General features: G+C 74.8%; 10 protein-coding genes. 6 read left to right on the forward strand and 4 right to left on the reverse strand.

Annotated features, from left to right (window positions below; translation table 11 throughout):
* Positions 1–68 precede the first annotated feature (68 nt).
* Together ACFFJG_RS15365 and ACFFJG_RS15370 are read right to left on the reverse strand one after the other, a co-directional pair.
* The gene (locus ACFFJG_RS15365; RefSeq protein WP_378519662.1) at positions 69–584 is read right to left on the reverse strand and encodes a tetratricopeptide repeat protein; all 516 of its coding nucleotides are present in this window, start codon (positions 582–584) and stop codon (positions 69–71) included.
* A 203-nt stretch (positions 585–787) separates the two neighbouring features.
* Complete coding sequence (locus tag ACFFJG_RS15370; RefSeq protein ID WP_378519663.1) at positions 788–2,542, reverse strand: sensor histidine kinase; 1,755 nt, start codon at positions 2,540–2,542, stop codon at positions 788–790.
* A 210-nt stretch (positions 2,543–2,752) separates the two neighbouring features.
* Here ACFFJG_RS15370 and imuA' point away from each other — a divergent pair, with 210 nt between their 5' ends.
* Genes imuA' through ACFFJG_RS15390 form a run of 4 tightly spaced genes read left to right on the forward strand, consistent with a single transcriptional unit; the run spans position 2,753 to position 10,123 of the window.
* Positions 2,753–3,463 carry a DnaE2-dependent mutagenesis accessory factor ImuA' gene (imuA', locus tag ACFFJG_RS15375; protein ID WP_378519664.1) on the forward strand — a complete coding sequence of 237 codons (711 nt, stop codon included), beginning with the start codon at positions 2,753–2,755 and terminating at the stop codon, positions 3,461–3,463.
* A gap of 36 nt (positions 3,464–3,499) precedes the next feature.
* The gene (locus ACFFJG_RS15380; RefSeq protein ID WP_378519665.1) at positions 3,500–5,080 is read left to right on the forward strand and encodes a Y-family DNA polymerase; all 1,581 of its coding nucleotides are present in this window, start codon (positions 3,500–3,502) and stop codon (positions 5,078–5,080) included.
* 30 nt (positions 5,081–5,110) lie between these two features.
* Entirely contained in the window at positions 5,111–8,506 is a 3,396-nt protein-coding gene (locus tag ACFFJG_RS15385; protein ID WP_378519666.1) for an error-prone DNA polymerase, read from the forward strand.
* Between the two features lie 51 nt (positions 8,507–8,557).
* Positions 8,558–10,123, forward strand: a complete 1,566-nt coding sequence (locus ACFFJG_RS15390; RefSeq protein WP_378519667.1) for a peptide chain release factor 3 — start codon at positions 8,558–8,560, stop codon at positions 10,121–10,123.
* A 109-nt stretch (positions 10,124–10,232) separates the two neighbouring features.
* Here the strand turns inward: ACFFJG_RS15390 and ACFFJG_RS15395 are convergent, their stop codons facing one another.
* Positions 10,233–10,508: an HU family DNA-binding protein gene (locus ACFFJG_RS15395; RefSeq protein WP_378519668.1), complete on the reverse strand. Its 276-nt coding sequence runs from the start codon at positions 10,506–10,508 to the stop codon at positions 10,233–10,235.
* A 239-nt stretch (positions 10,509–10,747) separates the two neighbouring features.
* Between ACFFJG_RS15395 and ACFFJG_RS15400 the strand changes: the two genes are divergently transcribed.
* Positions 10,748–12,010 carry an MFS transporter gene (locus tag ACFFJG_RS15400; protein ID WP_378519669.1) on the forward strand — a complete coding sequence of 421 codons (1,263 nt, stop codon included), beginning with the start codon at positions 10,748–10,750 and terminating at the stop codon, positions 12,008–12,010.
* Between the two features lie 124 nt (positions 12,011–12,134).
* Entirely contained in the window at positions 12,135–12,392 is a 258-nt protein-coding gene (locus ACFFJG_RS15405) for a hypothetical protein (protein WP_378519670.1), read from the forward strand.
* On the opposite strand, the gene ACFFJG_RS15410 is transcribed toward ACFFJG_RS15405, so the two are convergent.
* Entirely contained in the window at positions 12,367–13,626 is a 1,260-nt protein-coding gene (locus ACFFJG_RS15410) for a glycoside hydrolase family 16 protein (protein ID WP_378519671.1), read from the reverse strand. The genes ACFFJG_RS15405 and ACFFJG_RS15410 overlap by 26 nt on opposite strands.
* Between the last annotated feature and the right edge of the window lie 89 nt (positions 13,627–13,715).

The raw sequence follows: 13,715 nt of genomic DNA on the forward strand, positions 1-13,715 counted from the left end.
AGATGGCCCGATCTGACTAGACAGCACGTCCGGGTGACCCAGAGGTGCCGCCCACGCGCGCGGAGGCCTCAGTCGTCGCCCGGCCGGCCGGCGGCGTACCACTGCGCCAGACCCGCCAGCCCGGTGGCGTAGCGACCGAGGTCGGTGACCTCGCCGTGGTCGGTGACCACGGCGAGCAGCTCGGCCAGCGCCTCGTCGCCCCGGCCGAGCTCCTGGAGGGTGAGCGCGCGGAACACCCGCACCGACTCCGAGGCGGGGAACTCGCGCCGGGCGCGGTCGAGCACGTCCAACGACGCCTCGAGGTCGCCGAGCCAGCGCAACGTGCTGCCGTACTGGCACAGGCACCGGCGCAGCGGCTCCCCCGACAGACCGAGCCGCAGGGCCTCCTCGTAGAGGCCCCGGGCGGTGGCCTCGTCGCCGGCCGTGTCGTGGGCACCGGCGACCTCGTAGGTCAGGACGGGGTGCCCGGGGTGCTGGGCGAGCAGGTCCTCGAAGTACGCCACCGTCGGCGCCATGTCGTCGCGGTCGCGGCGCGCGTAGCCGAGGGCGATCGCGGCCTCGAGCTCGGGGGTCGTCTCACTCACGGCGGGAATGCTAGGCGGGCGCACCGACACCACCGCCTGGCCACGCGCGGGTGGTCGACCTCGTCGGGATCGGGATCGGGTGGACGCCACTGGTCGCCCTGCTCCTGCGCGGCATCCTGTCGGTGCCGTGGATGGTGGTGGCGTTCCTCGACCAGACCCGGTCGCGGTGACCGTGACAGGGGTGGTGACGCTCCGGTCCGGTGTCAGCGCGGGACCGGGGCGGCGGGGACCGGACGCAGGGGCAGCGTCGCCTCGAAGGTGCTCCCCCGCCCGGGCTCGCTGGTCACCTGCAGCGTCCCGCCCATCGCCTCGGCGAGCCGGCGCGCGATGGTCAGCCCCAGCCCGGAGCCCTCGTAGGGCCGGGTCGTCGACCCGTCGACCTGGGTGAAGGACTCGAAGACCGCCTCGAGCCGGTCGGCCGGGATCCCGATCCCGGTGTCGGACACGCTGAAGACGATCTCGGGGCGCTCGGGGGAGGTGCGCACGGTCGCGACCCGCAGGGCGATGCTCCCCGAGGGGGTGAACTTGAAGGCGTTGTCGAGCAGGTTGCCCAGCACCTGCTGGAGCCGTACGACGTCGCCCACCACCTGGCACGGCACGCCCGCGTCGCGGTGCCACGACAGCCCGACGCCCGACCTGTCGGCCACCGACCGGTAGTCGTCGAGCAGGTCGTCGAGCATGCGGTGCAGGTCGAAGGGCTGCTCGTCCACGTGGAGGCGACCGGCCTCGATGGCGGAGAAGTCGAGGACGTCCTCGACCAGGGCGCGCAGACGGGTGCTGGCACGGTCCATGCGCTCGACGAGGAAGCGCTGGTCGTCGTCGAGGGTGGTGTCGCGCACCATGTCGAGCGACCCCACCAGGGTGGTGAGCGGGGTGCGGAACTCGTGGCTCATCGTGGCCACGAAGAGCGACTTGGCCAGGGACGCCTCCAAGGCAGCGTCGCGGGCCGCGACCAGCTCGCGCACGTGCCGTTCCTCCGACGACATGAGCAGGGCGGTGCGGACCAGGGCGAGTGCCACCAGGAGGACCGAGCCGAGCGCGAGGGCCCACGGGTGGCTCTCGGCGTGGAGCATGTCGCTGCTCACCTCGAGGGCCGACGGGACGAGCAGCGGGACGACGGCGATGCCGAGCGAGGCCCGCCACCCCCGGACCTTCTCCTGCAGCACGTCGAGCCCGGTGTCCCCGACGGCGCCGAGGTTGGGGTCGGGGTGGGAGCGCCACGCCGACCTGGCCATGAGGACCGGTGCCACCATCCACCCGGCGTCGATGACGACCCGCCACAGGCCCTCGTAGGAGGTGACGAGGGAGCCGGTGTCGGAGAGGAGCCAGACGCTCACGCCGAGGGCGAAGGTGGTCCCGAGGGCGGACCGGGCGCGGGGGCTGAGCAGGGCGCGTGCCACGACCGCGAGCAGCACCGCGTCGAGGACGGGGTAGGACGCCCACACGACCTTGGCGAGCGGGCCGAGACCCTCCTGGCCGAGGATCGCACCGACGGCGAAGCGCCAGAACACCAGCACGCTGACCACGACGACCGTCAGCACGTCGACGACGAACGCCGGGTCGCGGCCACGGTCGGACCGGCTCCGCACGATGACCAGCCAGACGGCCCCGGCGAGCGCGACGTAGCTCGACATCCACATCGGGTCGGCCACCGTGACGTCGGTGGGGAGGCCGAGCCGGTCGAGCAGGTCCCAGGTGAAGTCCCCGAGGGCGGACAGCGAGATCCCGAGGGCGACGAGGCGGGGCACCGTCCGTCCGGCGCGGGGGCCGCGCTCGGCCCCGACCCAGGCGAGCACGGCGGCGCAGAGGAGCGTGCCGTCGTAGCAGACGCGGTCGACCCACCAGGTGTCGCTGACGGCGTAGCCGACGACCGCCGCCAGGAGGGCGAGGGACGCCGCGACGACGCCGAGGGACGGCCGGGGAGCGCGCGTCCGGGCGCCCGCGTCGTTCGTGCCCATCCCACCTCGCTCCGGTCTCGTGCTGAGGGTAAAGACTTCCACGGATCGACCATGGAGGAGTGACACTTCACCGCACAGGGGCCAACGTCCCGACCCCGGTGGGCCGCCCGGGCCATGCCGGAGTAGACACTTCTGGGGGGTGCACCACCCCTCCGGGCTGGCCCGGTCGGCTCGCTTGACTCGTTCGAACGCCTGTTCGATGATGGGGACATGTCCTCCGCCCGCTCGATCACGACGCTCGACCCGTCGCGGTCGGTGGTCGAGCAGCTGCGCGAGCGCGTGGCAGCGATGGAGCGCACGCCCGCCGGCGAGCCCGTCGCGACGCTGCCCGGCCTGGCCGGCGTCGTGCCGCTGCGGGCCGGGGCGACCTACGCGGTCGACTCCGCCTCGCTCGGGCTCGCGCTCGCCGCCGGCGCGTCGCGGGCCGGCGAGTGGGTGGGCTTCGCCGGGTGCGACGACTTCGGCGCCGAGGCCGCCGCCGAGCTCGGCGTCGAGCTGTCGCGCACCGTCGTGGTGCCCGACCCGGGCGAGCACTGGCTGGAGGTGACCGCGGCCCTCGTCGACGTGCTGCGGGTGGTCGTGCTGCGACCGCCGGCCCGGGTCGACGAGCGCACCGCCGGCATCCTCGACTCCCGCCTCCGCACCCGCTCGTCCGTGCTCGTCGTGCACGGCGCGTGGCCGCGGGTCGAGGCCCGGCTCAGCACCGCGACCTCCGGCTGGTTCGGCCCCACCTCCGGCACCGGCGTGCTCCAGGAGCGCCGGGCCCGCGTGCTGGTCCACCGAGGCGCCCGCCCGCCCCAGCACGTCGACCTCTCCTGGCCGGGGGTGCACCTCCTCGACCGCCCGTCCGTGGCTGCCGGCCGGGTCCGTGACGTCAGGGACGTCAGGGACGTCAGGGAGGCCCGTCGTGCCTCCGGGTGAACCTGCGGCCGGTCGACATGTCGGCAGGTCCTCGCGATGAGGGTGATGGTGCTGTGGTGCCCCGACTGGTCGGTGGTCGCCGCCCTCGACGAGGCCGGCCGGTCGCTGCGGGCGCCCGCCGCCGTCCTGGCCGCCAACGTCGTGGAGGTGTGCAACGGCCCCGCGCGCACCGAGGGCGTCCGCCGGGGGCAGCGCCGGCGCGACGCCCAGTCGCGCTGTCCCGAGCTGCTGCTCCTGACGGCCAACCCCGACCGTGACGCCCGCGCCTTCGAGCCGGTGCTGGCCACCGTGGAGGACCTGCGTCCCGGGGTGGCGGCGCTGCGGCCCGGGCTGCTCGCCGTCCGCGCCCCCGGGAGCTGGTACGGCTCGGAGGAGGAGGCCGCCGCCACGACCTGCCAGGCCGTGGTCGAGACCGGCGTCTGGGACGTCCGGATCGGCATCGCCGACGACCTGTTCACCGCCGAGCAGGCCGCCCGCACCGCCGACGTGCAGTCATGGGCCGTCGTCCCGGAGGGCGGGTCCCCTGCCTTCCTGCGTCGCCTGCCCGTGCAGGTCCTGGCCGACGACGGGCCCCGCGGGCGCGAGCTCGTCGGGCTGCTCCAGCGCCTCGGGCTGCACACGCTCGGCGACCTGGCCGACCTGCCGGGCGATGCCGTCGAGCACCGCCTCGGCGCCTACGGCGCGACCGTCCGACGCCGGGCACGGGGCGAGGACCGTGCCCTGTTCGCGGCCCGGACCCCGCCGCCCGAGCTCGAGGCCGAGGTGCCCTTCGAGCCGGCCCTGGAGTCGGTCGAGGCGATCACCTTCAGCGTCCGCACCACCGCCGAGCGCTTCGTCGAGCGTCTCGCCCACCACCAGCTCGTCGCGACGGCCGTGCGCGTGGAGGCCGAGTCCGAGGGCGTGGTCTGCTCCTCGCGCGCGTGGCTGCACCCGCGCCACTTCACCGCCCGCGACCTCGTCGACCGGGTCCACTGGCAGCTGCAGTCCGCCGGCACCGTCGAGGGGGTCGCCGGGGCGCTGCGGGCCCGGAAGGCCTCCGGCGCGGTCCGGGAGCCGATCGACCGGGTGCGCTTCGTCCCCGAGGTCGTCGAGCCCGCGGCCGCCCACGGCGAGGCGCTGTGGGGCACCGCCTCCGACGACCTGGTCGAGCGGGGCGTGGCCCGCGTGCAGGGCATGGTCGGCTTCGAGGCGGTGCGCCGCCCCGTCCTGCAGGGCGGGCGCAGCCCCGCCGCCCGCCAGGCCCTGGTCCCGTGGGGCGAGCGCCCGGTCGACCTGCGCCCCCGCGACCGGCCCTGGCCCGGACGTGTGCCGGGGCCAGCGCCGGTCCGGGTGTTCGCCACTCCCCCGGCCGCCGAGGTGGTCGACGCGTCCGGGCACCTGGTCGTGGTCACCGACCGCGGCGTCGTCAGCGGGGAGCCCTGCCGGTTCCGGGTGTCCGGCGGCGTCCTGCCGTGGCAGCCGGTGACCGCGTGGACCGGTCCCTGGCCGACCGACGAGGGCTGGTGGTCCGGGGGCAGCGGCCCCACCGCCAGGTTCCAGGTCGTCGGCGCCGACGGGCGCGCCTGGCTGCTGGTCCGCTCGCCCGAGGGCTGGTCGCTGGAGGCGGCCTATGACTGAGCACGCCCCTCGTCGCGGGGTGGGTGCCTGATGGGCTGGAACAACCCCGCCATGCACTGGAAGGAGCTCGAGCGCCGGCTCAGCGGCCTGCCCGGTGCCGACGACGCCCCCGTCTCGCGCCGCAAGCGCCCGGCTGCCGACACCACGCGGATCGAGCGACCGGCGCGGGTGACGCCCTACGCCGAGCTGCACTGCCACAGCCACTTCAGCTTCCTCGACGGGGCGAGCTCGCCCACGGAGCTGGTCGAGGAGGCCGTCCGGCTGGGGCTGCACGCCCTCGCGATCACCGACCACGACGGCTTCCACGGCGCACCGATGCTGGCCGAGGCCGCCGCTGCCCACGGCCTGCCCACCGTCTTCGGCGCCGAGCTGTCACTGGGCCTCGGCGGCCCGCAGAACGGCGTGCCCGACCCCGAGGGCAGCCACCTGCTGGTGCTCGCCCGCGGGGTCGAGGGCTACCACCGCCTCGCAGCGGCCATGACCGAGGCGCACCTGCGCGGCGACGAGAAGGGTCGTCCGGTCTACGACCTCGACGAGCTCGGCGCGCAGGGCCGCGGCCACTGGGTGGTGCTCACCGGCTGCCGCAAGGGCCTGGTGCCGCAGGCGCTGGCCGACGGGGGCGAGGCGGCCGCCTCGGAGGCCCTCGACCGCCTCACCTCGCTCTTCGGCCTCGACGACGTCCTGGTCGAGCTCTCCCCGCGGCCCGGCGCCGACGCCTCCAACACCGCCCTCGCCCGGCTGGCGGGGGTCCACGGCCTCGACCTGGTCGCGGCCGGCAACGTTCACCACGCCACCCCCCAGCGCCACCGGCTGGCTTCGGCCATGGCGGCCGTCCGGGCCCGGCGCAGCCTGAGCGACATGGACGGCTGGCTTGACCTGGGCGGGTCCGCCCACCTGCGCAGCGGCGCCGAGACGGCCGCCGCGATGGCCGCCTTCCCCGAGGCGGTCACCCGCAGCGTCACGCTCGCCGACGACCTCGCCTTCGACCTGCGCAAGGCCTCACCCGCCCTGCCCAAGCGGCAGATCCCCGAGGGCCACACCGCCGACTCGTGGCTGCGGGTGCTCGCCGAGCGCGGCTTCGCCGAGCGCTACGCCGGCGTGCCCCACGAGGCCGAGGCGCGCGAGCGGCTCGAGCACGAGCTGCGGGTGATCGCGGAGAAGGACTTCGCCGGCTACTTCGTGATCGTCCACGACATCGTCGCGTTCGCCCGCGAGCGCCGGATCCTGTGCCAGGGCCGCGGCTCCGCGGCCAGCTCCGCGGTCTGCTACGCGCTCGGCATCACCGCGGTCGACGCCGTCTTCTACCAGCTCCCCTTCGAGCGCTTCATCTCCGCGCACCGCGACGAGGAGCCCGACATCGACGTCGACTTCGACTCCGACCGGCGCGAGGAGGTGATCCAGTGGGTCTACGACACCTACGGCCGGCGCAACGCCGCCCAGGTCGCCAACGTGATCACCTACCGCCCCCGGATGGCGGTGCGCGACGCCGCCAAGGCCCTCGGCTTCTCCTCCGGCCAGCAGGACGCGTGGTCCAAGCAGGTCGACGGCTGGAAGGCGGTCGTCACCGGTGACGCCGGCGACCCCGCCGCCCACGACATCCCGCCCCAGGTGGTGTCCCTCGCCGAGGAGCTGATGGGTGCGCCGCGCCACCTCGGCATCCACTCCGGCGGGATGGTGCTCACCGAGCGGCCGATCGGCGAGGTGTGCCCGATCGAGCGCGCCCGGATGGACCGGCGCACGGTCCTGCAGTGGGACAAGGACGCCTGCGAGTCGATGGGGCTGGTGAAGTTCGACCTGCTCGGGCTCGGGATGCTCGGCGCCCTCGACCACATGATGCGGTTGGTGGCCGAGCACCTCGGCGAGGAGTGGGACCTCGCCACGATGCCCAAGGAGGAGCCGGCCGTCTACGACATGCTGTGCCGCGCCGACTCGATCGGCGTCTTCCAGGTCGAGAGCCGCGCCCAGATCGGCACGCTGCCGCGGCTGCGCCCCCGGGAGTTCTACGACCTCGCCATCGAGATCGCGCTGATCCGTCCCGGGCCGATCCAGGGCGGCGCGGTCCACCCCTACGTCCGTCGTGCCACCGGCCAGGAGCCGGTCACCTACGACCACCCCGAGCTGGTGCCCGTCCTCGAGCGCACCCGCGGCGTCCCGCTGTTCCAGGAGCAGCTGATGGCGATGGCGGTGACGCTCGGCGACTGCAGCCGCGACGACGCCGACCTGCTGCGCCGGGCGATGGGCTCCAAGCGCGGCGTGGAGCGCATCGAGTCGGTCAAGCAGAAGCTCTACGCCGGGATGGAGCGGCGAGGCATCACCGGCGAGCTCGCCGACTCGATCTACGTCAAGATCCTGTCCTTCGCCAACTTCGGCTTCGCGGAGTCGCACGCCCTGTCCTTCGCGCTGCTGGTCTACGCCTCGTCGTGGTTCAAGCTCCACTACCCCGCCGCGTTCCTCGCCGGCCTGCTGCGCAACCAGCCGATGGGCTTCTACTCCCCCCAGTCGCTGGTCGGCGACGCCCGCCGCCACGGCGTCGACGTGCGCCGTCCCGACGTGACCCGCTCCTCGGCCCAGGCCGACCTCGAGCCGGTCGTCGTCGGTCCGGTGCGCGCCACCGGTCCCGACGCGTGCTGCACGCCCCGGTTCGCGCGGGCGGAGTGGGTGCCCGGCACGCCCGACCCGGTGCCGGCGCACCGTCGCGACACCGCCCTCGCCGTACGCCTCGGGCTCGACTCGGTGCGCGGCATCGGGCTCGACGTGGCGCGCCGCATCGTCGCCGCGCGCGAGGAGGCACCGTTCACCGGCATCACCGACCTGTCGCGGCGCGCCGGGCTGACCTCCGCGCAGCTCGAGGCGCTGGCCACCGCCGGCGCCTTCGAGGCCTGGGGCCTGCAGCGCCGCGAGGCGCTGTGGGCGGCAGGCTTCGCCGAGGGCGCCGAGCACCTGCCCGGCGTCACCCCCGCTCCTGCCGCGCCCACGCTGCCGGGCATGAGCGAGCCGGAGATCACCCTCGCCGACCTGTGGGCGACCGGGGTCTCGCCCGAGCGCCACCCCGTCGAGCACCTCCGCGAGCAGCTGCGCAGCGCCGGGGTCCGCTCGGTCGCCGAGCTCGCCACCGCCGAGTCCGGGCGTCGCGTCCACGTCGGCGGACTGGTCACCCACCGCCAGCGACCCGGCACCGCCATGGGCGTCACGTTCCTCAACCTCGAGGACGAGACCGGGATGCTCAACGTCGTGTGCTCGGTGGGGGTGATGAAGGCCCACCGGCAGGCGGCGCGCAACCGCGTCGCGGTCGTCGTGCGGGGGCGGCTCGAGCGCAACGAGGGCGTGACCAACCTGGTGGCCGACCGGGTCGAGCCGATCGACGTCGTCGTGCCGGGCGCCGGGGCGGTGCTGCAGGCCAGGGCCTCCTCCCGCGACTTCCGCTGACCCCTCTCGCCGAATCAGGCACCAGCCCCCTCGGCCGGTAGATTTCGGTCGGTGTCCGACACCCGTCCCCGCCGCACGTTCGCCGTCATCAGCCACCCCGACGCAGGCAAGTCGACCCTCACCGAGGCCCTCGCGCTGCACGCCCGCGTCATCACCGAGGCCGGCGCGGTCCACGGCAAGGGCGAGCGGCGCGCGACCGTGTCGGACTGGATGGCGATGGAGAAGGCGCGCGGCATCTCGATCACGTCCGCGGCGCTGCAGTTCGTCTACCGCGACCACGTGATCAACCTCGTCGACACCCCCGGCCACAGTGACTTCTCCGAGGACACCTACCGCGTGCTGTCCGCGGTCGACTCGGCGGTCATGCTGGTCGACGCCGGCAAGGGGCTCGAGCCGCAGACGCTCAAGCTGTTCAAGGTGTGCGCCCTGCGCGGCATCCCGGTGATGACGGTGATCAACAAGTGGGACCGTCCCGGGCTCTCGGCGCTCGAGCTGATGGACCTCATCCAGGAGAAGATCGGGCTGCGACCGACGCCGCTGACCTGGCCGGTGGGCGAGGCCGGTGACTTCCGCGGGGTCCTCGACCGCCGCACCGGCGAGTTCGTCAAGTACACCCGCACCGCGGGCGGGGCCACGCGTGCCCCCGAGCGGCGGATGGGCCCCGACGAGGTCGAGGAGGTCGACGCGCTGCCGTGGTCGAGCGCCGTCGAGGAGCACGAGCTGCTCGGGCTCGACGAGGCCGACCACGACCAGGCCCGCTTCCTCGCCGGCGAGACCACCCCGGTCATGTTCGCCTCCGCGCTGCAGAACTTCGGCGTCGCTCAGCTGCTCGACCTGCTGCTCGACATCGCCCCCGACCCGAGCCCGACCGCCGGCGTCGACGGCACGGTCCGGCAGGTCGACGACCCGTTCAGCGCGTTCGTCTTCAAGGTGCAGTCGGGCATGAACAACGCGCACCGCGACCGTCTCGCCTACGCCCGCGTCGTGTCAGGGACCTTCGAGCGCGGCATGGTCGTGACGCACGCGGGCACCGGCAAGCCGTTCGCCACGAAGTTCGCCCAGTCGGTCTTCGGCCGCGACACCGCGGCGGTCGAGACGGCGGAGCCGGGCGACATCATCGGCTTCGTCAACGCCCAGGCGCTGCGCGTCGGCGAGACCGTCTACGTCGGCGAGCGGATCGAGTACCCGCCGGTGCCGAGCTTCGCCCCCGAGCACTTCGTCACCGCCAGCGCCGGGGACATCGGGCGCTACAAGCAGTTCCGCCGCGGGATCGAGCAGCTCGACCAGGAGGGCGTGGTGCAGGTGCTGCGCTCCGACCTGCGCGGGGACCAGAACCCGGTGCTCGCGGCCGTCGGCCCGATGCAGTTCGAGGTGGTCGAGGACCGGATGACCCACGAGTTCAGCTCGCCGATCCGGATGTCGCGCCTGGACTACCAGGTCGCGCGGCGCACCGATGCGGCCGGCGCGGCGGCGCTCGCGGGCAAGCGCGGCATCGAGGTGCTCGAGCGCAGCGACGGCACCCGCCTCGCGCTGTTCGTCGACCAGTGGCGCGCCATGGTCACCGCCAGGGACAACCCCGACATCATGCTCGAGGCGCTGCCGGCAGGCGGCAGCTGAGCCCGCCAGCGCCGGGGCCCGGTCCCGGGGCTGGGTCCGGGTTCGAGGACGACGAAGGGGGCGTCGCGGACGACGCCCCCTCCTGTGGCCACCCGGGGGTGGCCGGTCCTCAGCCGTTGAGCGCGTTCTTCAGCGCCGTGGCGGGCTTGAAGCCGGCGCTGCGCGAGGCAGCGATCTCCATGGTCTCGCCGGTCTGCGGGTTGCGACCGGTGCGCGCCGAACGCTCGCGCACGTCGAACGTGCCGAAGCCCGGGACGGCGACCTTGTCACCCGACTGCAGCGCCGACGAGACGGCGCCGACGACGGCGTCGACGGCCTTCTCGGCCTCGGACTTGGACAGGCCGGTCTTCTCGGCGACGGCGTCGACGAGCTCACGCTTGTTCATGATCTCTCCTTCTCAGGTCTGTGGTCCTACCGCCCACAACCTAGTGACTCCGGGCTCAGACGCCACAACCGCGCCCCACCGCGTGGCGCGGGAGAGGCCTCCCGGAGGGTGCGCCGCAGATTCCCGGCGCGGATTCCGGGAGGTCGCGCGAGGCGCCCTAGGATGGGCGGAGCAGAGGGTTACACGCGTCCTTGGAGGTGGGTTCGGCGCGTCGTTCCGACGCACCCTGAAGGACCCCCGTGACCCCTCTCGCCTCCTACCGCCGACTCCTCGAGCTGGCGGGCACGACCTACGTCGTCGTCGCCTTCGTCGGCCGGCTGCCGCTCGCCATGAGCCAGCTCGGCACCCTCCTCCTCGTCTCCACCGCCACCGGCAGCTACGGCCTCGGTGGCCTGAGCGCCGGAGCGCTCGCCGTCGCCAACGCCCTCGGTGCTCCCGTCGCCGGCGCCCTCGCCGACCGCGTCGGCCAGCGCTGGGTGGTGCTCGTGCAGTCGCTGCTCGGCGGTGCCGGGCTCGCGGCCCTGGTCGCGGTCGTGGGGCGTGAGGCCACCGACGTCGTCGTGGTGGCGACCGCCGCCGTCACCGGCCTCGTCCTGCCCCAGGTGGGTCCGCTGGCGCGGGTGCGCTGGCGGCCGCTGACCCGCGGTGCGGGCGCCGACCAGCGCCGGCTCGTCGACGCCGCCTTCTCCTACGAGGGTGCGGCCGACGAGGCGTCGTTCGCGATCGGTCCCGCGCTCGTCGGCCTGTCCGTGGCGGTGTTCTCGCCGTCGGGCGCACTGGTGCTCGCCGCCGTCCTCCTCGCCGTCTTCGGGTCGGCGTTCGCGCTCGACCCCTCGGCCCGCGTCGCCCACGGCCACGCGCACGTGGCCACCGGCGGCCGGCTGGTCGGCGCCGCGTTCGTCGTGCTGGTGGCCGCGCAGCTCACGATCGGCACGCTGTTCGGCGCCACCCAGACCGGGGCGACCGTCCTGGCCACCGACGCCGGCACCCCCGGCGTGGCGGGCCTCGTGCACGCCTCGCTCGGCGTCGGGAGCGCGCTGGCCGGCCTCGGCACCGCGTTCGTGCCCGAGCGCTTCCCGCACCAGCGCCGCGCCCTGGTGGCCGCCTCGGCCCTGCTGGTGCTGTCCCTGCCGCTGCTCGTGGTCGACTCGCTGGGCGGCGCCGCGGTGACCGTGCTGCTGCTCGGCTTCGCGGTCGCGCCCTACATGATCGCGGTCTTCTCGCTCGCCGAGCGCGTCGTGCCGCCGGCGCGCGTGGGTGCCGCGATGACGATGCTCGCCAGCGCCACCGGGATGGGCTACGCCCTCGGCTCCAGCCTCGCCGGTCGCCTGGCGGACACCTCAGGCACCTCCGGCGCCACCGCCGCCTTCGGCGTGACGGTGGGCGCGACCGTGGTCGCGGTGCTCCTCGTGGCCAGCCAGCAGGGACGTCTCAACCGCGCGACCCGTTCCGCGGACCCCACCGCCGGCGCGCCCGCACCCGTGACGCAGCCCGTCGGCTGACCCTCCTGCGCATCCCCCCCGGGCGCCGAACCGGGGACGGCGCGCGACCCTCGGGGTAGGTTGGGCAGGTCCGACGACGCCGCCGCACCTCGCGGTAGCCCCGGTCGGACGGGCCGGATCCCCCATGCATGGAGCACGAACCCCTCGGGGCGCGGACGGTCACGACCACCTCGCCTCCCTCCTCGGCGACCTGCAGGAGGCTCGGCGCCGTCTCGACCGAGGGCGCGACAACGCACGCGCCGCCGACCAGCTGACCCTGCGGCAGGGCCTGCTCCGGGCGCTGGAGGCCTACGCCGGTGCGCTCGCCGAGGCGGGAGCGCCGCTGCCCTACCGGCTCCGCCGCGAGATCGACCTGCTCAAGGGACTCTCCGGGCGGGGCTGAGGGCGGGCTCCGGTCCGGTCTCCCACACCCGCACCCAGTCGACGTCCATGTGCTGGGGCAGGCGCTCCTCGCGGATCTTCGGGATCTCGTAGTCGGCGGCGATCAGGCTGAGGATCGGGAACTGGCGCTCCGCGGAGACGCGACCGCGCACCCGACCGGTCTCGCGTCCGTCGATCCGGAAGACCACGCGGCGCGGGGTCCACTCGACGGAGAACACGTGGAAGCCCCTCGACCAGCCGTCGCCCCGCCCGTGGAGGTAGGAGGCCGGGTCGCGGACCCAGCCGCCCGTGCTGACCCTGCGCAGGCCGTCGTAGCGGTGCATGAAGGTCGCCAGCCCGCCCTGCGGGTGGTGGTCGCCGAAGTACTCCACGACGTCGATCTCGCTGCCCGGCGCCCCCGGGTACATGCCACCGGCCGGCTGCAGCCAGAACGCCCCGTGCTGCCCGCGCAGCCGCTGGAACCGCACCCGGGCGGCGGCGAAGCCGTAGCGGAAGGAGAACCGGCCCTGGGTGCCGACGTGCCCGTTGAGCCGGTAGGCGTACGAGCCGCGCACCGCGTCGCGTCCGCGGATCCGGCAGCGCGAGGTCGCGTCGGGGTCCGCGAGGACGCTGAGGCGGACCACTCCCCCGCCCACGCCGACCGCCCTCGGGTCGCCCTTCGAGCACGATCGCCGGCTGTCGGTGACCAGCTCCTCGCCGCGGTGGTTCCAGTCCGGACCGAGCGAGGTCCCGGAGAACTCGTCGCCCCAGGTCGGGCGGTCCCAGCGCGCGGTGCTGACCGGGAGGCCGTTGAACGCACGCAGGCCGCGGGTGGCCATCACGCGCGCCCGGTACGTCGCCGGCGGGCCGCCGGCGGGGGCGGCGGCCGTGAGCTCGACCCGGCCGCGCCCGTCCTGGCGCCTCGTCGCCAGCACCGTCCACGCACCGTCGACCAGCGCCTGGAGCTGCACGCGCCGCCCGGGGCTGGCCGGGCGGGCCGTCGCGACGAACGCGTGGGCCGCGAGGTCGGCGTCGGCGACCGTGCGACCGGGCTGCACCAGCTGCGGCAGCGCGTCGAGCCGCACCCGCTGGTGCGGGACCACGCGCACCGACGACGACGGCAGGTCCTGGACGTCAGCACCGATGCTGGGGCCGTCGCTCGCGCCGGCCGGGTGCGGGGTGGCGAGCAGGACGAGCGGGGCGAGCAGGGCGAGCAGGGCGAGGCTCGCCCGGACGACGAGGGGGCGCGAGGGCATGCGAGACCTTCAGGGGCGCGGGACGTCCCGGAGGGTCGTCGTGACGGGTGCGATCCCCAGTGGGACGCGGCCGGCACGGAAGTGGTTGT

The sequence above is a fragment of the Nocardioides zeicaulis genome, from assembly GCF_042432345.1.
Classification (GTDB): Bacteria; Actinomycetota; Actinomycetes; order Propionibacteriales; family Nocardioidaceae; genus Nocardioides; species Nocardioides zeicaulis.